The 22065-nt window shown below is 60.7% G+C and carries 16 protein-coding genes and 3 rRNA genes; 8 read left to right on the forward strand and 11 right to left on the reverse strand.

What is annotated here, in order from left to right:
• Nucleotides 1-80 precede the first annotated feature (80 nt).
• The 4 genes from rrf to BLU88_RS14780 all read right to left on the reverse strand — a co-directional run bounded on the left by rrf (nt 81) and on the right by BLU88_RS14780 (nt 6833).
• Nucleotides 81-199 (reverse strand): 5S ribosomal RNA (gene rrf, locus BLU88_RS14765).
• Between the two features lie 198 nt (nt 200-397).
• A 23S ribosomal RNA gene (locus BLU88_RS14770) occupies nt 398-3513 on the reverse strand.
• A 417-nt stretch (nt 3514-3930) separates the two neighbouring features.
• Nucleotides 3931-5455: ribosomal RNA gene (locus tag BLU88_RS14775) — 16S ribosomal RNA — on the reverse strand.
• The 16S, 23S and 5S rRNA genes sit together here, the layout of an rRNA operon.
• A gap of 703 nt (nt 5456-6158) precedes the next feature.
• Nucleotides 6159-6833: an SOS response-associated peptidase gene (locus BLU88_RS14780; protein WP_231939450.1), complete on the reverse strand. Its 675-nt coding sequence runs from the start codon at nt 6831-6833 to the stop codon at nt 6159-6161.
• Nucleotides 6834-6885: 52 nt separating this feature from the next.
• Here BLU88_RS14780 and BLU88_RS14785 point away from each other — a divergent pair, with 52 nt between their 5' ends.
• From BLU88_RS14785 to BLU88_RS14805, 5 genes are all read left to right on the forward strand, one after another.
• The gene (locus BLU88_RS14785) at nt 6886-7401 is read left to right on the forward strand and encodes a MarR family winged helix-turn-helix transcriptional regulator (protein ID WP_092015564.1); all 516 of its coding nucleotides are present in this window, start codon (nt 6886-6888) and stop codon (nt 7399-7401) included.
• A 127-nt stretch (nt 7402-7528) separates the two neighbouring features.
• On the forward strand, nt 7529-8695 hold the full coding sequence (locus BLU88_RS14790) for an acyl-CoA dehydrogenase family protein (RefSeq protein WP_092015567.1): 1167 nt from the start codon (nt 7529-7531) through the stop codon (nt 8693-8695).
• Nucleotide 8696: 1 nt separating this feature from the next.
• On the forward strand, nt 8697-9752 hold the full coding sequence (locus BLU88_RS14795) for an enoyl-CoA hydratase/isomerase family protein (RefSeq protein WP_092015570.1): 1056 nt from the start codon (nt 8697-8699) through the stop codon (nt 9750-9752).
• Entirely contained in the window at nt 9749-10525 is a 777-nt protein-coding gene (locus tag BLU88_RS14800; protein ID WP_092015575.1) for an enoyl-CoA hydratase, read from the forward strand. Before BLU88_RS14795 ends, BLU88_RS14800 begins: the two co-directional genes overlap by 4 nt.
• A 172-nt stretch (nt 10526-10697) precedes the next feature.
• Nucleotides 10698-11669, forward strand: coding sequence for an NAD(P)H-dependent flavin oxidoreductase (locus BLU88_RS14805; protein WP_231939451.1), 972 nt, complete (start codon nt 10698-10700; stop codon nt 11667-11669).
• A gap of 103 nt (nt 11670-11772) precedes the next feature.
• Here BLU88_RS14805 and BLU88_RS14810 read toward each other — a convergent pair whose 3' ends face one another.
• From BLU88_RS14810 to trpS, 4 genes are all read right to left on the reverse strand, one after another.
• Nucleotides 11773-12639 carry an IS3 family transposase gene (locus BLU88_RS14810; RefSeq protein ID WP_231939718.1) on the reverse strand — a complete coding sequence of 289 codons (867 nt, stop codon included), beginning with the start codon at nt 12637-12639 and terminating at the stop codon, nt 11773-11775.
• Nucleotides 12640-12647: 8 nt separating this feature from the next.
• On the reverse strand, nt 12648-13217 hold the full coding sequence (locus BLU88_RS14815; protein WP_092011929.1) for a helix-turn-helix domain-containing protein: 570 nt from the start codon (nt 13215-13217) through the stop codon (nt 12648-12650).
• 103 nt (nt 13218-13320) lie between these two features.
• A complete protein-coding gene (locus BLU88_RS14820; RefSeq protein WP_092015581.1) occupies nt 13321-14370 on the reverse strand; it encodes an App1 family protein in 1050 nt (349 codons plus the stop codon).
• 2 nt (nt 14371-14372) lie between these two features.
• Nucleotides 14373-15371 carry a tryptophan--tRNA ligase gene (trpS, locus tag BLU88_RS14825; protein ID WP_092015584.1) on the reverse strand — a complete coding sequence of 333 codons (999 nt, stop codon included), beginning with the start codon at nt 15369-15371 and terminating at the stop codon, nt 14373-14375.
• 244 nt (nt 15372-15615) lie between these two features.
• Here trpS and BLU88_RS14830 point away from each other — a divergent pair, with 244 nt between their 5' ends.
• Nucleotides 15616-17838, forward strand: a complete 2223-nt coding sequence (locus tag BLU88_RS14830) for a carbon starvation CstA family protein (protein ID WP_092015587.1) — start codon at nt 15616-15618, stop codon at nt 17836-17838.
• On the forward strand, nt 17835-18071 hold the full coding sequence (locus BLU88_RS14835) for a CstA-like transporter-associated (seleno)protein (protein ID WP_092015590.1): 237 nt from the start codon (nt 17835-17837) through the stop codon (nt 18069-18071). Before BLU88_RS14830 ends, BLU88_RS14835 begins: the two co-directional genes overlap by 4 nt.
• Nucleotides 18072-18307: 236 nt before the next feature.
• On the opposite strand, the gene BLU88_RS14840 is transcribed toward BLU88_RS14835, so the two are convergent.
• Entirely contained in the window at nt 18308-19123 is an 816-nt protein-coding gene (locus BLU88_RS14840) for an exodeoxyribonuclease III (protein WP_092015593.1), read from the reverse strand.
• 86 nt (nt 19124-19209) lie between these two features.
• Between BLU88_RS14840 and BLU88_RS14845 the strand changes: the two genes are divergently transcribed.
• The gene (locus tag BLU88_RS14845; protein ID WP_092015596.1) at nt 19210-19698 is read left to right on the forward strand and encodes a GNAT family N-acetyltransferase; all 489 of its coding nucleotides are present in this window, start codon (nt 19210-19212) and stop codon (nt 19696-19698) included.
• 87 nt (nt 19699-19785) lie between these two features.
• Here BLU88_RS14845 and BLU88_RS14850 read toward each other — a convergent pair whose 3' ends face one another.
• Together BLU88_RS14850 and glyA are read right to left on the reverse strand one after the other, a co-directional pair.
• Nucleotides 19786-20667 carry a bifunctional methylenetetrahydrofolate dehydrogenase/methenyltetrahydrofolate cyclohydrolase gene (locus BLU88_RS14850; RefSeq protein WP_092015600.1) on the reverse strand — a complete coding sequence of 294 codons (882 nt, stop codon included), beginning with the start codon at nt 20665-20667 and terminating at the stop codon, nt 19786-19788.
• Nucleotides 20667-21941 (reverse strand): serine hydroxymethyltransferase, encoded by a 1275-nt coding sequence (gene glyA, locus BLU88_RS14855; RefSeq protein WP_092015603.1) that lies wholly within the window; start codon nt 21939-21941, stop codon nt 20667-20669. The genes BLU88_RS14850 and glyA overlap by 1 nt, the downstream gene beginning before the upstream one ends.
• Nucleotides 21942-22065: the final 124 nt, after the last annotated feature.

The raw sequence follows: 22065 nt of genomic DNA on the forward strand, positions 1-22065 counted from the left end.
ACCCACCCAACACACTCATTCGTGAATACAGTGATGGCCCCGCCCAAAAACTGGACGAGGCCATCACCCCAAAAAGAATATTGCGGCAGTCACTTACTCTCCCACAACCACCAAGTTGCAGTACCATCAGCGCGAATGGGCTTAGCTACCGGGATCGGAACGGTTAACCGGGCGTTTCCCCACCACTATCACCACCGCAAAACCAACAAACCACCACCACAACCCCACACAAGGTCATCAGCGGTAATGGTCCAAGAACCGCACAGCGAACGCGAACACCAAAAAACCTATGCAACATGCACACCCACAACGGGGCATGAACTCTTCCAGCCACAACTAGAAAAGACTACTCACAAAACAAACTCGCACACACACCAACCCCAACAAAAAGAAAGTGGTTGATGAGTGATCGGTGTATTAGTACCAGTCAACTCCACACCTCACAGTGCTTCCATACCCGGCCTATCAACCCCATCATCTATAGGACACCTCCCCTGACAACAGTCAGTTGGAAATCTCATCTCGGAGCCGGCTTCCCGCTTAGATGCTTTCAGCGGTTATCCATCCCGAACGTAGCCAACCAGCCATGCTCCTGGCGGAACAACTGGCACACCAGAGGTTCGTCCGTCCCGGTCCTCTCGTACTAAGGACAGACCTCCACAAATTTCCTACGCACGCAGCGGATAGGGACCGAACTGTCTCACGACGTTCTAAACCCAGCTCGCGTACCGCTTTAATGGGCGAACAGCCCAACCCTTGGGACCGACTCCAGCCCCAGGATGCGACGAGCCGACATCGAGGTGCCAAACCATGCCGTCGATATGGACTCTTGGGCAAGATCAGCCTGTTATCCCCGAGGTACCTTTTATCCGTTGAGCGACCACGCTTCCACAAGCCATGGCCGGGTCACTAGTCCCAGCTTTCGCTCCTGCTCGACACGTCCGTCTCACAGTCAAGCTCCCTTGTGCACTTACACTCGACACCTGATTGCCAACCAGGCTGAGGGAACCTTTGGGCGCCTCCGTTACTCTTTAGGAGGCAACCGCCCCAGTTAAACTACCCATCAGGCACTGTCCCTGAACCCGATCAGGGTCCGAAGTTCAGGAATCCACTATGGTCAGAGTGGTATTTCACCGATCGACTCCACCCCAACTAGCGTCAGGGCCTCTACGTCTTCCACCTATCCTACACAAACCACACCGAATCCCAATACCAAACTATAGTGAAGGTCTCGGGGTCTTTCCGTCCTGCTGCGCGTAACGAGCATCTTTACTCGTAATGCAATTTCGCCGAGTTCGTGGTTGAGACAGCAGAGAAGTCGTTACGCCATTCGTGCAGGTCGGAACTTACCCGACAAGGAATTTCGCTACCTTAGGATGGTTATAGTTACCACCGCCGTTTACTGGGGCTTAAATTCTCCGCTTCACCCTTACGAGTTAACAGGTCCTCTTAACCTTCCAGCACCGGGCAGGCGTCAGTCCGTATACATCGACTTACATCTTCGCACGGACCTGTGTTTTTAATAAACAGTCGCTTCTCTCTGGCCTCTGCGACCACCACCAGCACATCCCCACGCATGGTGAGTTCACCGGGATGGTCCCCCTTCTCCCGAAGTTACGGGGGCATTTTGCCGAGTTCCTTAACCACGATTCTCTCGATCACCTTAGTATTCTCTACTCGACCACCTGTGTCGGTTATAGGGTACGGGCAACACACACCCTCACGTCGATGCTTTTCTCGGCAGCAGAGGATCACCAGATCACCCCACCCATGTGGGGCGCCCATCAGCTCTCACACTCTGTGTGGGGACGGATTTACCTACCCCCACGTGCTACAACCTTAGACCGTGACTACCATCGCACGGCCTGGCTACCTTTCTGCGTCACACCTCACGCTTACCGACTCCACACTCAGGTCCCCCACTCAAACCCAACCACAGACCCGAAGGCCTGACGGGATCATCACAGGGTTAGTTTCATGTGTTTTGGTACTGTCGGTTGTGTGTCGGTACCAGAATATCAACTGGTTGTCCATCGACTACGCCTGTCGGCCTCGCCTTAGGTCCCGACTTACCCAGGGCGGATTAGCCTAGCCCTGGAACCCTTGGTCATCCGGTGGACGGGTTTCTCACCCGTCTTTCGCTACTCATGCCTGCATTCTCACTCGAATCGCCTCCACCACTCGTTCACACGGCAGCTTCACCAGCAACTCGACGCTCCCCTACCCAACACCACACCATTACGGCTATACGTGATGCTGCCACAACTTCGGCGGTGTACTTAGCCCCGCTACATTATCGGCGCTCAATCACTTGACCAGTGAGCTATTACGCACTCTTTCAAGGATGGCTGCTTCTAAGCCAACCTCCTGGTTGTCTTCGCAACTGAACATCCTTTCCCACTGAGCACACGCTTAGGGGCCTTAGTTGATGGTCTGGGCTGTTTCCCTCTCGACAATGAAGCTTATCCCCCACTGTCTCACTGCCACGCTGAACCTTGACTGGCATTCGGAGTTTAGTTGACGTCAGTAACCCGGTAGGGCCCATCAGCCATCCAGTAGCTCTACCTCCAGCAAGAACCACGCAACGCTGCACCTAAATGCATTTCGGGGAGAACCAGCTATCACAGAGTTTGATTGGCCTTTCACCCCTAACCACAGGTCATCCCCTCCATTTTCAACTGAAGTGGGTGCGGGCCTCCACGCGCTCTTACACACGCTTCACCCTGCCCATGGCTAGATCACTCCGCTTCGGGTCTAGGACACGCGACTAGAATCGCCCTCTTCGGACTCGCTTTCGCTACGGCTACCCCACACGGGTTAACCTCGCCACGCACCGCTAACTCGCAGGCTCATTCTTCAAAAGGCACGCCATCACAGTCATCAAGATACTGCTCTGACGGATTGTAAGCACATGGTTTCAGGTACTCTTTCACTCCCCTCCCGGGGTACTTTTCACCATTCCCTCACGGTACTCATCCGCTATCGGTCATCAGGAAGTATTTAGCCTTACCAGGTGGTCCTGGCAGATTCACACGAAATTCCACGAGTTCCGTGCTACTCGGGCAACGCACACACTGCGACAGGCTGACGTTTCGTCTACGGGACTCTCACCCACTCCGGTCCTGTTTCCCACCAGGTTCGACTACACCAACACACATCACAGACCAGCCATGCTGAACCAGACCATGCACACCCCACAACACCCCGCCAGCAAAACCAGCACGCTTGACACTGACAAGGTTTAGGCTCATCCAGTTTCGCTCGCCACTACTCCCGGAATCATTGTTATTTTCTCTTCCTGCGGGTACTGAGATGTTTCACTTCCCCGCGTTCCCCCACATGCCCTATATATTCAGACACGGGTCACCACCCTCACGAGTGGCGGGGTTTCCCCATTCGGACATCCTCGGATCAACGCCTGTTTATCGGCTCCCGAGGCTTATCGCAGATTTCCACGTCCTTCATCGGCTCCTGATGCCAAGGCATCCACCATGCGCTCTTACACACTCACCCAACCCCTCACAGGGACTGGCTGACGTGCGCGCGAAAAATTGTTTCATTCACCTTCACTAGATGATGACAAGAAAAATCACATTACATAAACAACACTCACGTGTTATTTGATGCTCGCGTCCACTATACGATTCTCAAACCACTACCAAACACCCACCACCACACAACCGCTTCACGCCGCCGCCCGGTAGTCGGGTTGGTCCTGTTGGTTGAAACCACACCCACACCTACTGTGCGGGGTTTGTGATTCCAGGACCCAATAACGTGTCCGTTCTAGCCCATACAACAATCAACGTCGACACGGCAGTCACCGGACAACGCTGGAAGGTATGAGCGGAAGAAGTGATGTTCCACCCTTGAGCACCCAACACCAACACGCACGGCCGGTTCATTGGGGTTCCTATGTATGCTCCTTAGAAAGGAGGTGATCCAGCCGCACCTTCCGGTACGGCTACCTTGTTACGACTTAGTCCCAATCACCAGTCCCACCTTAGACGGCCCCCTCCACAAGGGTTGGGACACCGGCTTCGGGTGTTACCGACTTTCGTGACTTGACGGGCGGTGTGTACAAGGCCCGGGAACGTATTCACCGCAGCGTTGCTGATCTGCGATTACTAGCGACTCCGACTTCACGTAGTCGAATTGCAGACTACGATCCGAACTGAGACTGGCTTTAAGGGATTCGCTTACCCTCACGGGTTCGCCTCTCTCTGTACCAGCCATTGTAGCATGCGTGAAGCCCAAGACATAAAGGGCATGATGATTTGACGTCATCCCCACCTTCCTCCGAGTTGACCCCGGCAGTCTCCTATGAGTTCCCACCATCACGTGCTGGCAACATAGAACGAGGGTTGCGCTCGTTGCGGGACTTAACCCAACATCTCACGACACGAGCTGACGACAACCATGCACCACCTGTACACCAGCTCCAAAGAGAAGAACTGTTTCCAGAACGGTCCAGTGTATGTCAAGCCTTGGTAAGGTTCTTCGCGTTGCATCGAATTAATCCGCATGCTCCGCCGCTTGTGCGGGCCCCCGTCAATTCCTTTGAGTTTTAGCCTTGCGACCGTACTCCCCAGGCGGGGCACTTAATGCGTTAGCTACGGCGCGGAGAACGTGGAATGCCCCCCACACCTAGTGCCCAACGTTTACGGCATGGACTACCAGGGTATCTAATCCTGTTCGCTCCCCATGCTTTCGCTCCTCAGTGTCAGTTACAGCCCAGAGTCCCGCCTTCGCCACCGGTGTTCCTCCTGATATCTGCGCATTTCACCGCTACACCAGGAATTCCAGACTCCCCTACTGCACTCTAGTCAGCCCGTACCCACTGCACGCGCAACGTTAAGCGTTGCGTTTCCACAGCAGACGTGACCAACCACCTACGAGCTCTTTACGCCCAATAATTCCGGACAACGCTCGTACCCTACGTATTACCGCGGCTGCTGGCACGTAGTTAGCCGGTACTTCTTCTGCAGGTACCGTCACTTTCGCTTCTTCCCTGCTGAAAGCGGTTTACAACCCGAAGGCCGTCATCCCGCACGCTGCGTCGCTGCATCAGGGTTTCCCCCATTGTGCAATATTCCCCACTGCTGCCTCCCGTAGGAGTCTGGGCCGTGTCTCAGTCCCAGTGTGGCCGGTCGCCCTCTCAGGCCGGCTACCCGTCGTCGCCTTGGTAGGCCATTACCCCACCAACAAGCTGATAGGCCGCGAGCCCATCCCCAATCGAAAAACTTTCCACCACCCAACATGCGTCAGATGGTCATATCCGGTATTAGACCCAGTTTCCCAGGCTTATCCCGAAATCAGGGGCAGGTTACTCACGTGTTACTCACCCGTTCGCCACTCATCCACCAGGTGCAAGCACCCGGCTTCAGCGTTCGACTTGCATGTGTTAAGCACGCAGCCAGCGTTCGTCCTGAGCCAGGATCAAACTCTCCATAAAAAAATTATGTTACGAATGAATCCCAGCAAGACAGCCAACACACGACCACGGGGTGATCGCAGTTGACCAAAAAATACTCCCAACCAAACACGAAGACCACCCCACCACATGCGGACGGTTCAGCGAAGAACCACCCACACCAGGGTGAACCATGTTCGATCAGGTGATTGTCTCACCAGAAAAATACATGTTCTGGCATCACAACTTGTTCAAACAAACACGCTATTGGATTCTCAAACCACAAACACACACCCATCACCACACCACACAAAAAAACAGCATGTTCACTGGGGGTATCAGTTTCTGTTTGCACTTTTCGTCTTGCGACTCGCTGTGCCAGCGAATGTCTACTCTACATCGTTGTTCTGATCCGTGCAACTCGAAGTTCATCTTCGGTTTGCCCGTATCGTTCCCGATCAGAGCGACTGTTGCCGTTCCTCGCGTCCTAGCAACCTGGACAACAATACACACATCTGCGGCCACCTGCAAAACCGCTTCGACTGCTCCCCCTGCCTCAGGCCTTGGAACCCCGAAATCTCGGGAGAGAGCATCAATCGAACTTCCCGAGATCGGTCCGCTCCGCCTCATTTGAGCTCGATCCGAGCAGCTCGCGAAAGACTTCCTGACGGACTCATTCCGAGGCGATGATCGCGGTCGCCCCACTGGCTTGCAGCGCCGCCGCTCCAGTGTCAGGCAGAGACATCTACGCCACTGGTTCGGCAAGTTCCGGAGAATCGTTGCGGACATTGCCGACGGCTTTGCCGACCTTATGTCTCGTGACGCTTGCAGGGTCGACCTGGTCGAGAGTCGCCGCCAGCAGATCCGGCACATCGTTCGTCAGCACCCCCGGGTCGATCCAGTCACTGATCTGGTCGCGTCCAAGGAAGACCGGCATCCGGTGGTGGACATCACTGAGGTGTCCCGCAGATTCCATAGTCAGGATCGTCGTGGAGACCAGCCAGGTCTCATCCGGCTGCCTCCAGAACTCGAAGAGTCCGGCCATGAAGAGCGGGTCCGCGCCGGCGGCGGTCATCATCCACGGCTGTTTGCCGTCCTCCGCGTTCTCCCATTCGTAGTAGCCCGGGACCGGCAGGGCGCTACGGCGCCGCTTGATGGCCTGTCGGAACATCGGCTTCTCAAGCACAGTCTCGGAACGAGCGTTGAATGCCTTGAATCCGATCTTCGGATCTTTCGCCCAGGCCGGAACCAGCCCCCAAGAGGCGGTTTCGAGACGGCGGTGCAGCTGACCATCCTCGTCGAGCCTCTCGACGAGGATCGGCACAAATGATCCCGGAGGCACATTGAAGCGCGGCGTGAAGTCATAGGAGACGACGTCCAACCGGAGCTCATCGGCGAGATCAGCCGGATCGAGGGACATATTGAGTCGACCGCACATGCGCCTATCTTCCCACTTCACTACACTGTCGACAATGGCGGCAGAAGAGAATACAGGCACGGGCTTCGACCCGATCGAAGAGTCCCGGCGGCAATGGCTGGCCCACGGGTGGAATGACGCGGCCGACGGAATGACGACAGTGATCTCGGTGATGCGGATCCACCAGCTGTTCCTCGCCAGGGTCGACGCCGCCCTCAAGCCCTTCGAACTGACGTTCTCGCGCTACGAGGTCCTCACTCTGCTGTCGTTCACCAGGGCCGGAACCCTGCCGATGTCGAAGATCTCCGCCCGACTGCAGGTGCATGCGACATCGACGACGAACTCCGTCGACCGTCTCGAAAAGGCCGGACTCGTCGCCAGGCGCAGCCACCCCGATGATCGCAGGACCACGCTCGTCGACCTCACCGATGCCGGTCGGGACCTCGCAGCTCAGGCCACGACGGCACTCAACGCGGAGGTCTTCTCCTCCCCCGATTTCGCCGGGATCGATCTCGACTCCCTGCTCCCCCACCTCGAAACGCTGCGTTCGGGCCTCGAAGCCGGCAGCTGAGCACACCGCCGGACGAGTCGCCTCGTGACGAACGGGCCGCCTCGGTGCACAATTAGTTGGATGTCCAAGTAATATGGACGTATCGTGGTGTCCGTCACCGAATAAGCGTCCGATTCTTGGAGGAATCATGTCCCGCAGTACCGCCGCTGCCCTACCTTTCGGTCTCACCGACGAACAGCAGACCGTCGCCGGGATGGTGCGCGAGTTCGCCGATACTGAAGTCGCCCCGCACGCCCTCGAATGGGACGCCGAGCATTTCTTTCCCGTCGACGTCATCAAGAGGACCGCTGAACTCGGGATGGGCGGAATCTACGTCAGCGAAGAATCCGGCGGAACCGGAATGGGCCGGATGGATGCGGCGCTGATCTTCGAAGCGATGTCGACCGGATGCCCCGCCGTCGCCGCCTATATCTCCATCCACAATATGGTCGCGTGGATGATCGACAAGTTCGGCAACGACGAGCAGAAGGCCCAGTACCTCTCGAAGCTCGTCTCCATGGAGCACCTCGGCAGCTACTGCCTGACCGAGCCCAACGCCGGCTCCGATGCGGCCGCCCTGCGCACCTCCGCCCGTGAAGACGGCGACCACTACGTCCTCAACGGAGTCAAGCAATTCATCTCCGGAGCAGGCACTTCCGAAACCTACCTCGTCATGGCCCGCACCGGCCAGGACGGAGCTCGTGGAATCTCCGCATTCATCCTCGAAAAGGGCATGGAGGGACTGAGCTTCGGACCCAACGAGCAGAAAATGGGCTGGCGCGCCCAGCCGACCCGGCAGGTCATCATGGAGAACGTGCGTGTTCCCAAGGAGAACATGCTCGGCGACCCGGGCCAGGGCTTCAAGATCGCAATGTCCGGACTCGACGGCGGTCGCCTCAACATCGGCGCCTGCTCGCTCGGCGGCGGACAGGCAGCACTGGAGAAGGCCATCACGTACATGGGCGAACGTCAGGCCTTCGGCACCGAGCTCTCAGGATTCCAAGCGCTGCGCTTCGAAGTCGCTCAGATGCAGGCCGACCTCGAAGGTGCCCGATCCCTGCTCTGGCGTGCAGCGGGAGCCTACGACGCCGGCGACCCGAACACCTCGCTGCTGTCTGCCATGGCCAAGCTCAAGGCCACGGATACCGGCTTCGCCGTCGCAAACAAGGCACTCCAGTTGCACGGCGGCTACGGCTATCTGACAGAGTATGGAATTGAGAAGCTGGTGCGTGACCTGCGCGTCCACCAGATTCTGGAAGGCACCAACGAAATCATGCGCGTGATCATCTCGCGCAAGAGCACAGGAGTGGGCTGATATGACAGAACCTTCGACGAAGCAGGCGGACGACTCCGTCATCACTTCGGTCACCAATGGGGTGGGCCGGATCGAACTCAACAGGCCGAAGCTGATCAATGCGCTCAGCCAGGAAATGGTGGGCGCCATCGATGAGGCCCTCAGCGCTTGGCGCGATGATGACACAGTCAAGTTCGTCCTCGTCACCGGCCGCGGAGAACGCGGACTCTGTGCCGGCGGCGACATCAAGGCCGTGTACAACGACATCGTGGCCGGCACCGATGAGAATGCGAGATTCTGGAATCGCGAATACAAGATGAACTTCGCGATCTCGGAATTCCCCAAGCCGTATGTCGTCATCATGAACGGCATCACCATGGGCGGCGGAGTCGGGATCTCCGGACACGGATCGCACCGCATCGTCACCGATTCGACGAAGGTCGGGATGCCGGAGACCGGAATCGGGCTCTTCCCCGATGTCGGCGGCACCCACCTGCTGGCCAATGGCCCCGGAGAGCTCGGCACGCACCTCGCACTCACCGGGCAGCCCGTCGGAGCCGGCACCGCGATCAGCCTCGGGCTCGCCGACCGTTTCGTCCCCGATGCGCAGATTCCCGACCTCATCGCCGACCTCACTGCAGGTGAGGACCTCGAGTCCGTCCTCGACAGATACACCGGAGAGGCACCGGTCGATGACCTCGCCGAGGCGGCCGACTGGATCAACGCCTGCTACGTCGGTGATGACGCCGAAGCCATCGTCGCGGCTCTCGCCGCGAATGAGAACCCCGATGCCCAGTCCACTGCGGAGCTCATCAAGACGAAGGCCCCGACCTCGGTGATGGTGACCTTGGCCGCGATCCGCAACGCGGAGAAGATGACGTTGGCCGAGGTCCTCGAGCAGGACTACCGTGCGGCCGTGACCCTGACCGCACTGCCCGACCTCAAGGAAGGCATCCGCGCGCAGGTCATCGACAAGGACCGCAACCCGCAGTGGAATCCCGCCTCGCTGGCCGAGGTCAGCGACGAGCAGGTTCAGTCGATCCTCACCACCGACCACGAAGACAAGGTGTTCTCATGAGCGAATTCGAAACTATCCTCACCGACGTCAGCGACGGCGTCGCCACCATCACGATCAACCGGCCGAAGGCGCTCAACGCGCTCAATCTGCAGGTACTCACCGACATCACTGATGCGGCAACCGCCTACGACGCCGATGATTCGATCAAGGCGATCATCATCACCGGCGACGAGAAGGCCTTCGCCGCCGGAGCCGATATCAAGGAGATGTCGAGCCTCGACTTCTCGACTGCGTACAAGGCCGACTGGTTCGCCGGGTGGACCCGGCTGACCGATGTGCGCAAGCCGGTCATCACCGCTGTCGGCGGCTACGCCCTGGGCGGCGGCTGCGAGCTGGCGATGATGGGCGACATCCTCATCGCTTCGGCGAAGGCGAAGTTCGGACAGCCCGAGATCAACCTCGGTGTGCTCCCGGGAATGGGCGGATCGCAGCGCCTGACCCGCGCCGTCGGCAAGGCCAAGGCCATGGACATGTGCCTGACCGGTCGGATGATGGGCGCCGAGGAGGCCGAACGCTCCGGACTCGTCGCTCGCATCGTCGAACCCGAGGAACTGCTGGAGACCGCCAAAGAGATCGCGAAGACCATCGCGTCGAAGTCCCGGATCGCCTCGACGATGGTCAAGGAAGCGGTGAACACCGCGTTCGAGACGACACTGGAGCAGGGCCTGCGCTACGAACGTCGCCTCTTCCACTCCTCGCTGGCCACGAATGATCAGTCCGAGGGCATGGCCGCCTTCGTCGAGAAGCGGGACCCGAACTTCACGGATTCCTGAGTTCTCGCAGAGGCCGCTCACCTCGAACACAGCGGCGCGGACTCCATTGCGAAGACCGCGCCGCTGTCGTACCCGCTGCCGGAGACGCACGAGCGGACGATGTGTCGTCTATCGCATTTAACAAACGTTCAGTTAGAATGGGCGCATGCATGAATCTTCGCAAGGAGGCACCGTGAGCACCTTCTCCGAGCTGCGCTCCCAACTCCGTCTGCCCGTCGTCGGCTCCCCCATGTTCATCGCCTCAGGACCCGAATTGGTCAAGGCCCAATGCCAAGCGGGAATCGTCGGATCCTTCCCATCGCTGAACGCCCGACCTGCTTCGCAGCTGACCGACTGGCTCGATGAGATCTCCGAGTCGAACGCCGCTCACACTGCGGCGAAGCCGCAGCAGCCTGCCGCTCCGTTCGCGGTCAACCTCATCGTCCACCGTTCGAACAATCGCCTCGAGGAGGACCTCGCCTCGGTGGTCCGCCACCAGGTGCCGATCGTCATCACCTCCCTCGGCGCCCGTGAAGAGGTCAACGAGGCCGTCCATTCCTACGGCGGCCTCGTCCTCCACGACGTCATCAACAACCGCTTCGCCAACAAAGCCGTCGAGAAGGGCGCCGACGGCGTCATCGCTGTGGCTGCCGGTGCCGGCGGGCATGCCGGGGCACAGTCGCCGTTCGCGCTGGTTCAGGAGATCCGATCCTGGTTCGATGGCCCCCTGCTGCTGTCCGGCGCCATAGCCCACGGCCGTTCGGTCCTCGCTGCTCTGGCCGCCGGTGCCGATCTCGCCTATGTCGGCTCGGCCTTTCTGTCGACGCCCGAGGCGAATGTCGTCGAGGACTACCGGAAGATGGTCGTCGAATCCGGTGCCGACGATGTCGTGTACTCGAACTACTTCACCGGCGTGAAGGGCAATTACCTGCGCGGGTCCATCGTCGCTTCTGGTCTCGACCCGGACAATCTGCCGGAGTCCGATCCCTCGAAGATGAACTTCGCCTCCGACCCGAACTCGGATGCGAAGGCCTGGAAGGACATCTGGGGCTCGGGCCAGGGCATCGGTGCTCTCGGTCAGCAGCGCACGACCGCCGAGCTCATCGAGACCTTCGCAGCTCAGTTCGATGAGGCGAAGCAGCAGCTGCAGGCGCAGCTGAACTGAGCCGACCGAGCACTTCAAAGACCTCCTCAGCCCCAATTGCTACCCGACGGCGGCCCAGCAACCTCGCGCTGGAGTGGTCCCCAATAGTTGGACTGCTGTGGGGTCAGCATAGAGCGGTTACGGCCTCTGTGGCATTGGCGGTCTTGGTCCGATACTCCATCGGAGCAAGACCGCCAAGTCGTGTCGAGATCCTCTCAAAGTTATACCAGTGAATGTACTCATCGATCGCGGTCTTGAGGTCCTCGACAGTGTCGAACTTCTGCAGATAGAACATTTCAGACTTCAATTGCCCGAAGAAGTTCTCCGCGACCGCGTTATCCCAACAATTTCCCTTCCGCGACATCGACGGTGTGGCACCATACTCGGCCAAGATCGCCGCCCACGACACGTGCTGGTACTGAAACCCCTGGTCCGTGTGCACCAACGGTGCCTGACCCGGCCGAAGCCCCTGGCATGCCCTGATCAGTGACTCGTTCGTCAACGCCGTGTTCGGTGACGTCGACATCGAGTACGACACCACACTGGTATCGAAGAGATCAATGACCGGTGACAGATACAGTTTCTGATCCGCCACAGCGAATTCCGTGACGTCAGAGACCCATTTCTCATTCGGTTCCTCAGCAGTGAAGTCCCGGTTGAGGACATTGCCAGCCACACGGCCGACCGTGCCGCGGTGGGAGTTGTACCGCTTCCGGCGCACCTTGGTCTTGATCCCCATGTCCTGCATCAACCGCAGCACGGTCTTCTTCGCAATCGACAGGCCCTCTTTGACCAAGACAGTCATAATCTTGCGGTGCCCGTAGCGTTCGTTGCTGTCGGTGAAGATCTCCCGGATCCGGGCCCTCACCTGCACATACGGGTCAGGTCTCTGACCGAAGCGTTTCTGGTGATAGAAAAACGTCGACCGCGCCAACCCCGCAATGCTCAGCAGCAGTGACAGTGGGTAGTCCGCCTTGAGACTGGCAACAATGCGTGCTTTTACAGCTGCCCGTTCTGCCTCAAGGCCTTCAGTTTTTTTAAGTACGCGTTCTCCGCTTCCGCCCGCAGCAGCCGGTCTTGTAGCTGCCGGTACTCGGCCAGGCTGATGTCCTCGACCCGAGTCTTCTTCGCCATCACATCCGGCTTCGACGGTGCCGGGTCGGCATCCGGGTCCTGCCCGTGATCGATCGCGCGCATGCGAGCTGTTTTGCCCTTCCCCGATGCTTTGCGTGGGGTGAAAGCGTCCTCGCCCTTGTCTCGGTATTCCTTGACCCAGTCGAGGATCGGTCGCGATGATGCCAGGCCGAGTTCCTTGGCGAGTTCGACTTTGTGTTCACCGTCGAGGTATCGCTTCGCGGTCGCGATCTTCTGCTCTGCTGGTATGCGCCGGGGCTGGTGGGGTTCCATGAACGATATTGTTCCACGCACTAACCACCGGTCGTGGAGGAGTTTGAGTGTGGGTTTGTGGACGTCGAGCTTCGTGGCTGTCGCAGCGTATCCGTAGCCGTGGTCGAACAGTTCGATCGCGGCACGGGCTTGGACGTTGGTGATCAGACAGTCCTTGCGCATGGAGTAGTCCCTTCAAGTTGGTTTGTGTTGATCACAGTCCAACTTTCGGGACCACTCCAGCGCGAGGTTGCTGGGCCGCCGTCAGGTAGCGGTGAGGTTCCGCTCAGACCGTCGAGATGATTCCTCGTTCGGTCAGGCGGGAGGCCAAGCCTGCACCATCGGGGGCATAGATCCACGGCACACCCTGGCCGCGACCGTGGCGCTTCGACCGTCCACCGGCCCACACGGCCTCACCGACGGTGAGCTGCCGGATCGCGACGGCGGCGACGTTCTTCGGATGGTTTTCGACGAACTCCCCGTAGATCTCCTCGTCGTTCTGTCCGTCGTCGCCGATGAGCAGCCACTTCATCCACGGGAATTCCCGGGCCAGACGTTCCAGCGAATTCCGTTTGTGTTCCTTGCCCGAGCGGAACACCCGAGTCGTCGTCGGCCCCCAGTCGGTGAGCAGCAGCGGCCCCATCGGGTAGAGGTTCCGGGAGAGGAACCGCTTGAGCGTCAGCGCCGAATTCCAAGCGCCCGTCGACAGGTAGACCATCGGAGTGTCCGGGCGCATGAAGGTGATTCGGTCATAGAGCACGGCCATTCCCGCCACCGGGGATCTCGCGTGCTCACTCAAGACGAAGGTGTTCCAGGCGGCGAGGAAGGGACGCGGCAGCGAGGTGACCATGACCGTATCGTCGATATCGGAGATGATGCCGAAGGTCGAGTCCTCCCCGATGATGCGCACGGCAGCAGAGTCGACGAGCGAACCGTCGGTCCACAGCTCGATCTCCGTCTCCCCCGGTTCGAAGTCCCCGGGGATGACGGTGTCGATGATGCCCCCGCGATCGGAGGTGACCATATGCTCTTCGTCGTTGACGCGCACCCATGCGGTGTCATTGGGCAGGGGCACGCTGACGAAGGATTTCCAGCCGCGGATGCTCGCATGGACATCGGCGGCGGGCTGACCGTTCGGGGTGAGCACCAGGCGTCCGAGCACCCGCACCCACCCGGTCCCACCGTATGTGTCGTAGGCGATGACGGTGCGATGGTAGGCATGGTCGGTGGCCCGATTCTGGATCCACCCATTGAACCGGTCCTCCACCCGCGCTGCGGTGTGGAGCATATCCGGTGTGAGATTGAGCGGTCCCTCATCGGGTTTCTTCTTCGCCACGATCAGATGAAGCCGATCTTGTCGTAGACCTCTCGCAGGGTCGCCTCGGCGATGGCGCTGGCCTTCTCCGCTCCGCGGTCGAGGATCGACTGCAGCTGAGCTCGGTCGTCGAGGAGTTCCACCGTACGCTCCCGCACGGGTGTCAGGGTCTCGACGGCCACCTCGGCGAGGTCGACCTTGAGGTGACCGTACATCTTCCCTGCGTACTCGGCGACGATATCGTCGACCGGGCGCGAGGTCAGGGAGGAATAGATGGTCAGCAGGTTCGACACTCCCGGTTTGCTTTCCGGATCGTAGGCGATCTCTGTGCCGTCATCGGTCACGGCCGACTTGATCTTCTTCGTCAGGGCCTTCGCGTCGTCGAGGATGTCGATGCGGCCCTGCGGGCTGGGCTGGGACTTCGACATCTTCGAGCCCGGATTCTGCAGGTCGTAGATCTTCGCAGTCGCCTTGAGGATCTGTGCCTCGGGGACGGTGAAGGTCTTGCCGAACCGATAGTTGAAGCGTTCGGCCAGGTTGCGGGTCAGCTCGAGGTGCTGGCGCTGGTCCTCGCCGACGGGAACGAGCTGCGGGTTGTACAGGAGGATATCGGCGGCCATCAGGGCCGGGTAGGTGAGCAGCCCCAGGGACACGTGCTCCTGCTTCGCGGACTTGTCCTTGAACTGGGTCATCCGGCTCGCCTCACCCATCGAGGTGGTGCATTCGAGGACCCAGGACAGCTGCGGATGGGCAGGCACCTGGGACTGGACGAAGATCGTCGACTTCTCCGGGTCGAGACCGGCGGCGATGAACTGCGCAGCCGTGCGCAGCGTGCGCTCCCGCAGCTCGGCCGGATCCTGTTCGACGGTGATCGCGTGCATATTCGCGATGAAGTAGAAGGCATCATGCGACTCCTGGTGAGTCACGAACTGCTGCAGGGCCCCGATGTAGTTGCCGAGATGAAGGGAATCGGAAGTGGCTTGGATACCTGAGACAGTGCGCGGCTGTGGAGAGTTCGTCATAGTCCTATGATGCCATCTCCCCTGCCGGGGTCCGATCACGCGTCCGGTCTGGTGTCGTGGGTCACGCTCGGTCGGGGTCCAGCGGTATAGTTCGTACCAGATCACATGATTCACCAAGGTGTCTCCCAGTTCTCGAACAACTGTCGAGCTGTGGCCAGCGAAGGTCCGATCATGCTGAGAACTCAACAATTCGAATGCGTCGGCCCTCGGAGGTCAGATGCGTCATCTCTCAAGGAGGAGGACTATGTCGGTCGAATACGTCAAGACCGAGGACGACCTTCCGCCGGTCGCCGTGGTCGAGAAGCCACGCTGGACACCGGCGAAGATCGTGCTGTGGGTGGTCATCGCCCTCATCGCCGGCGCGGGCTGGTCGATGATCGCGTTCGTGCGCGGTGAAGAGCTGTCGGCCAGCTGGTTCGTCGCTGCAGCCGTCGGCAGCTACCTCATCGGCTTCCGCTTCTACGCGAAGCTCATCGAATGGAAGATCTGCCGCCCGAACCCCAAGCGAGCCACCCCGGCAGAACTCAACGACAACGGCCGCGACTTCGCACCGACCGACCGCCGAGTCCTGTTCGGCCACCACTTCGCGGCGATCTCCGGTGCCGGCCCCCTCGTGGGACCGATCCTCGCAGCCCAGATGGGCTACCTGCCCGGAACCCTGTGGATCGTCTTCGGCGTTGTGCTCGCCGGCGGTGTCCAGGACTATATGGTGCTGTTCTTCTCCATGCGCCGCAATGGCCGCTCGCTGGGACAGATGACCCGTGACGAGCTCGGCCGCACGGGCGGAATCATCGCCTCCATCGGCATCATCCTCATCATGGTCATCCTCATCGCGGTCCTCGGCGTCGTCATCATCAACGCGCTGGCCGAAAGCCCCTGGGGCGTCTTCTCCATCGCGATGACTATCCCGATCGCCGTGTTCATGGGCATCTACATGCGCTACCTGCGTCCCGGCAAGGTCGTCGAAACCTCCGTCATCGGCATCGTGCTGCTCGTCATCGCGATCATCGCCGGCGGCTGGGTCCACAACTCGCCGTTCTGGTCCGAGATCTTCCACCTCGACAAGGTGACTCTGGCCTGGTGCCTGATGATCTACGGCTTCCTCGCAGCCGTGCTGCCGGTGTGGGTGCTCCTGGCTCCGCGCGACTACCTGTCGACGTTCATGAAGATCGGCACCATCGTGCTGCTTGCCGTGGGCATCCTCATCGTCAATCCGACCGTGCAGATGCCTGCCCTGACCGAGTTCGCATTCAACACGGCAGGTCCGGCGTTCGCGGGCGCCTTGTTCCCGTTCCTGTTCATCACCATCGCCTGTGGAGCCTTGTCAGGCTTCCACGCCCTCATCTCCTCGGGTACGACTCCGAAGCTCATCGAGAAGGAGACCCAGGCGCGCCTCATCGGCTACGGCGGCATGCTCATGGAGTCCTTCGTCGCGATCATGGCACTGGTCGCCGCGATCTGCCTCGACAAGGGTCTCTACTTCGCGATGAATGCCGCCGAACCGCTCACCGGCGGAACGGTGCAGGGAGCCGCTGACTTCATCAACAACTCCTTGGGCATGTCCGGAGTGGAGACGAGCCCGGAGATCCTCGATCAGGCGGCCAAGGACGTCGGTGAGGAGAGCATCGTCTCACGCACCGGCGGTGCCCCGACGCTGGCGATGGGAATGGCGCACATCCTCCACAACGTCTTCGGCGGGCCGGCCTGGATGTCGTTCTGGTACCACTTCGCCGTGATGTTCGAGGCGCTGTTCATCCTCACCACGATCGATGCGGGCACCCGCGTGGCCCGTTTCATGCTCTCGGATGCGCTCGGCAACTTCTCGAAGCGGTTCCGGGACCCCTCATGGACGCCGGGTGCCTGGCTGACGACCGCGATCATGGTCGCCGCTTGGGGATCGATCCTGCTCATGGGTGTCACCGACCCCCTCGGCGGCATCAACACGCTGTTCCCGCTCTTCGGCATCTCGAACCAGCTGCTGGCCGCGATCGCTCTCGCCGTCGTCTTCGCCATAGTGTGCAAGATGGGTCTGGCCAAGTGGGCGTGGATCCCCGGCATTCCACTCGTCTGGGACCTGCTGGTCACGATGGTCGCCTCGTGGCAGAAGATCTTCTCCTCCGACCCGAAGCTCGGCTACTGGGCTCAGCACTTCGCCTACAAGGATGCGCTGGCGGCCGGAGAGACCTCGATGGGCAACACCGAAGGAGTGGCGGCGATGAGCGCCGTCGTGCGCAACACTTTCGTACAGGGCACGCTGTCGATCGTATTCGCACTCCTTGTCGCAATGGTCGTCGTCATGGCAGTCTGGAAGTCCATCGAGGCCGTCAAGAAGGGGTCCCTGCCGACGACGGAGGAACCCTTCGTCGAGACGAAGATGTTCGCTCCGGCCGGTCTCATCGCTCGAAAGCCCGAGCGTGAGATCCAGGCACAGTGGGACGAGCACGAGGCAGGAAGGCGGAAGGAATGAGCACCGCACATCCGCTCAGCCGCATCGCCAGCGATCCGTGGGGTTCTCTGCGACGAGGCATCGCCGGGCTGCACTGGTACCTCAAGGAGATCATGGGCGAGAACGCCTATATCCACTACCTCGAATCCTACGAGCGCCGCCACGGCACTCGTGAGGGTGCGATGGAGGAAAAGGCCTTCTGGCGTGATCTCACCGATGAGCAGGACCGCAATCCCAAGGCTCGCTGCTGCTGAGATTCTGAAACGCCGCAGTCACTGAACGTCTCTGAACGGTCGGCAGTCAACAAAGAGCCCGGGGGCTCAGGACATTTCGTCCTGAGCCCCCGGGCTCTTCCAGTGTCACGGCGTGCTCATATCCTTCGGACTGCTGACCCCGGCGGCCTGGAACGGCCACGATGGCGTCGACGGTGAACAGAGCACGGGGAGCCGCCTCGGCGAGGTCTGCCTGCGAGCGGGCGGATACTGCGGGTTCAGGCCTTGACAGCCGGGAGGTCGTAGTCGATGACCAGCGGAGCGTGGTCCGACCAGCGTTCGGCCCAGCTGTCAGCTTTGTCCACGGTGGCCTTGACCGCTGCGTCGGCCAGGGCCGGAGTGGCCATCTGGTAGTCGATGCGCCATCCCGTGTCATTATCGAAGGCCTGCCCGCGCATCGACCACCAGGTGTAGGGGCCGTCGACGTCGCCGCTGAGCCGGCGGTGGACGTCGACAAAGCCGATCTCCCCGAAGAACCTGTCGAAGTAGGCTCGTTCCTCCGGCAGGAATCCCGACTTCTTCCGGTTGGCCTTCCAGTTTTTCAGGTCGCGTTCGGTGTGGCACACGTTGAGGTCGCCGGTGATGAGGACATGGTCAGCGGTCTTCGCCAGCTGGGGCATCCGTTCGATCATGCGATCGAGGAACCGGTACTTGTCGTCCTGCTTGGGGGTGTCGGCCTCTCCGGAATGGACGTAGGCGGACACGAGGGTCAGCAGCGATCCGTCGCCGAGGCGGTAGTCCGTCTCCACCCACCGTCCGGCCCGGTCGAAGTATCCGTCGTCGCCCAGTCCCTCGCGCACCGCCTCGGGTTCGCTGTGGGCCATCACGGCGACTCCGGCGCGGCCCTTGGCCTCCGCGTCATGGCTGGTGGTGGTGTAGCCCGTGTCGGCAAGGACACTGTGCGCGATATCGTTGGCAGCGCGCACCTCCTGGAGTGTGATGAAGTCCGGCTTCGCTGCATCGACCCAAGTTGGCATCCCCTTTCGCCATGCTGCGCGGACTCCGTTGACGTTGACTGAAGCAATCCGAATCATGTGATCTATGATGACATGGCGCGCACTATTCTTCCGGGACAGGGCGTTATAGAGTGAGGGTAAGAACGAACACATCAGGAGGCGCAATGGCCGTTGACGAAACTATCGATACCGAGCAGCTGAGCATCAGCCCGCTCGATGAGGTCGACGCCCGCGAGATGCGCGAATTCCTGCTCGACGCCCAGGCGAACTTCTGGGGAGACCGCGACCTCAGCGGTGACCATGACGCCTACTGGTTCCGTCAGTTCGTGACTTCGGGACTCGTTGCCCGCTACCGTTCGGAGATCGTCGGCTACCTGCTCGGCGTCATTCCGCACGACGGACCCGCCTACATCCACCTGGTGGCAGCACGCTCCGATTTCCGCCACCAGGGAATCGGCCGCCACCTCTACCAGCACTTCATCGACCGTTCCCGTCAGCTCGGCGTCTCCTCGGTGCAGGCGACGACGATGCCGGAGTCTTCGGGCGCGATCTCCTTCCACTCCTCCATGGGCTTCAGCGGTGAACTCATCGAGGACTACGCTGGCTCGGGCGATCCGCGCGTCTTCTTCGAACTCAAGCTCTCCGAGGACTGACCCCGACCGAAACCTCCCAGAACTACCTGACGGCGGCCCAGCAACCTCGCGCAAGGTTGCTGGGCCGCCGTCAGGTAGTAATAGGGGTCAGGTGGCTGAGCGTTGGGCGGTGTCGACGACGTTCTTGAGCAGCAGGGCTCGGGTCATCGGACCGACGCCTCCCGGGTTCGGTGAGACCCAGGACGCCACCTCGGCGACCGCGGGATCGACGTCTCCGACGATCTTCGACTTCCCCGTCTCCGGGTCCGTCTCACGCGAGACGCCCACGTCGAGGACGATCGCTCCGGGCTTGACCGCTTCCGCCTTCACGATGCGGGCCGCGCCGGCGGCTGCAACGATGACATCGGCCTGAGCCAGCAGCTCATCGAGATTGCGCGTGCCGGTGTGCGTCAGCGTCACGGTCGCGTTGTGCTCACGCCGAGTCAGCAGCGCACCGATGGACCGGCCCACGGTGACTCCGCGGCCGATGACGACGACGTGCTTGCCGTTCAGCTCGATGCCGTTGCGATTGATCAGTTCGATGACTCCGCGCGGAGTGCACGGCAGCGGAGTCGTGATCTCCGAATTGACGTTGAGCACAAGCCGCCCGAGGTTCGTCGGATGCAGACCATCGGCATCCTTGGCCGGGTCGATGGCTTCGAGGATCGTGTCCGTGTCGATATGGTCCGGCAGGGGAAGCTGAACGATGTACCCGGTACAGGCGTCGTCCTTATTGAGCTCGTCGATGACGGCCAACAGCTCATCCTGGCTCACCGACTCCGGAAGATCTCGGCGGATCGACTGGATCCCGACCTCGGCGCAGTCACGGTGCTTGCCCGCGACGTACCACTTCGATCCGGGGTCCTCCCCCACCAGAACGGTGCCGAGGCCCGGGACGATCCCGGACTCGGCCAGGGTCGCCACCGCCTCGGTGAGTTCAGCTTTGATCTGCTTCGCGCAAGCTCTGCCGTCCAGGATCTGTGCACTCATCAGTACTGCTCCAGGCCTTCGTAGAGAGGGAAATCATCGCTGAGCTTCTTCACACGGGCGGCGAGCGCCTCAACATCGGCACCCGGCTTGAGCGCCTCGGCGATGACGTCCGCGACGACGGTGAATTCCTCGTCGCCGAATCCGCGGGTGGCCAGAGCCGGGGTGCCGATGCGCAGTCCGGAAGTGACCATCGGCGGGCGCGGGTCGAAGGGAACCGCATTGCGGTTGACGGTGATGCCGACGTTGTGGAGGAGATCCTCGGCCTGCTGCCCGTCAAGAGCGGAGTTGCGGAGGTCGACGAGCACGAGGTGGACATCGGTGCCGCCGGTGAGCACGGAGGCTCCGGCTTCAGCGACGTCGGAGGCCAGCAGGCGTTCGGCCAGGATCTGGGCACCGCGCACGGTGCGTTCCTGACGTTCCTTGAACTCGTCCGAGGCAGCGAGTTTGAAGGCCACGGCCTTCGCGGCGATGACGTGCATGAGCGGACCGCCCTGCTGGCCGGGGAAGACGGCGGAGTTGACCTTCTTCGCGTACTCCTCCTTGCCGAGGATGAAGCCGGAGCGAGGTCCGCCGATGGTCTTGTGGACCGTGGAGGACACGACATCGGCGAACGGCACGGGGTTCGGGTGCAGACCGGCGGCCACAAGTCCGGCGAAGTGGGCCATATCGACCCAGAGCTTCGCACCGACTTCATCGGCGATATCGCGGAATGCCTGGAAGTCCAGCTGACGAGGGTAGGCGGACCAGCCGGCCACGATGACCTCGGGACGGTGTTCGAGAGCCTTCTCGCGCACCTTATCCATGTCGATGCGGTAGGTGTCGGGATCGACCTCGTAGGAGGCGACATCGTAGAGGCGACCGGAGAAGTTGATCTTCATGCCGTGGGTGAGGTGGCCACCGTGCGCCAGGGACAGACCGAGCATCTTGTCTCCCTGACGGGCCAGAGCGTGCATGACCGCCGCGTTGGCCGAGGCACCCGAGTGAGGCTGGACGTTCGCGTAGTCGGCGCCGAAGAGGCTCTTGGCACGGTCGATGGCGAGGTTCTCTGCTACGTCGACGTATTCGCATCCGCCGTAGTAGCGCTTCCCGGGATACCCTTCGGCGTACTTGTTCGTCAGCACCGATCCCTGTGCTTCCAGCACGGCGCGGGGGACGAAATTCTCCGAGGCGATCATCTCGAGCGTCGAACGCTGGCGGCCCAGCTCGAGGTCGAGGACTTCGGCAATCTGCGGGTCGATGTCGGCAAGCGAAGCCTGCATCGAGTTTTCGGTCATGAGTACTCTCCTGTGGCATCCGATGATGGGAGCGAGACAGCGCGCAAACTGCGGCCGTCACCCGGCACCATGCTAACAGCGACACCGCCTGGTTTCCGGGCCGCGACCGACATCCGGATACCGC

Origin of the sequence: Brevibacterium siliguriense, assembly GCF_900105315.1 — a bacterium.
In the GTDB taxonomy this organism is placed as follows: Bacteria; Actinomycetota; Actinomycetes; order Actinomycetales; family Brevibacteriaceae; genus Brevibacterium; species Brevibacterium siliguriense.

Coding starts and splice junctions, on each gene's coding strand:
- BLU88_RS14850 (WP_092015600.1), bottom strand. CDS start 20,667: ATGAGTGCACAGATCCTGGACGGCAGAGCTTGCGCGAAGCAGATCAAA.
- BLU88_RS14845 (WP_092015596.1), top strand. CDS start 19,210: ATGGCCGTTGACGAAACTATCGATACCGAGCAGCTGAGCATCAGCCCG.
- BLU88_RS14835 (WP_092015590.1), top strand. CDS start 17,835: ATGAGCACCGCACATCCGCTCAGCCGCATCGCCAGCGATCCGTGGGGT.
- BLU88_RS14830 (WP_092015587.1), top strand. CDS start 15,616: ATGTCGGTCGAATACGTCAAGACCGAGGACGACCTTCCGCCGGTCGCC.
- BLU88_RS14785 (WP_092015564.1), top strand. CDS start 6,886: ATGGCGGCAGAAGAGAATACAGGCACGGGCTTCGACCCGATCGAAGAG.
- BLU88_RS14800 (WP_092015575.1), top strand. CDS start 9,749: ATGAGCGAATTCGAAACTATCCTCACCGACGTCAGCGACGGCGTCGCC.
- BLU88_RS14795 (WP_092015570.1), top strand. CDS start 8,697: ATGACAGAACCTTCGACGAAGCAGGCGGACGACTCCGTCATCACTTCG.
- BLU88_RS14815 (WP_092011929.1), bottom strand. CDS start 13,217: ATGCGCAAGGACTGTCTGATCACCAACGTCCAAGCCCGTGCCGCGATC.
- BLU88_RS14840 (WP_092015593.1), bottom strand. CDS start 19,123: ATGATTCGGATTGCTTCAGTCAACGTCAACGGAGTCCGCGCAGCATGG.
- BLU88_RS14780 (WP_231939450.1), bottom strand. CDS start 6,833: ATGTCCCTCGATCCGGCTGATCTCGCCGATGAGCTCCGGTTGGACGTC.
- glyA (WP_092015603.1), bottom strand. CDS start 21,941: ATGACCGAAAACTCGATGCAGGCTTCGCTTGCCGACATCGACCCGCAG.
- BLU88_RS14790 (WP_092015567.1), top strand. CDS start 7,529: ATGTCCCGCAGTACCGCCGCTGCCCTACCTTTCGGTCTCACCGACGAA.
- trpS (WP_092015584.1), bottom strand. CDS start 15,371: ATGACGAACTCTCCACAGCCGCGCACTGTCTCAGGTATCCAAGCCACT.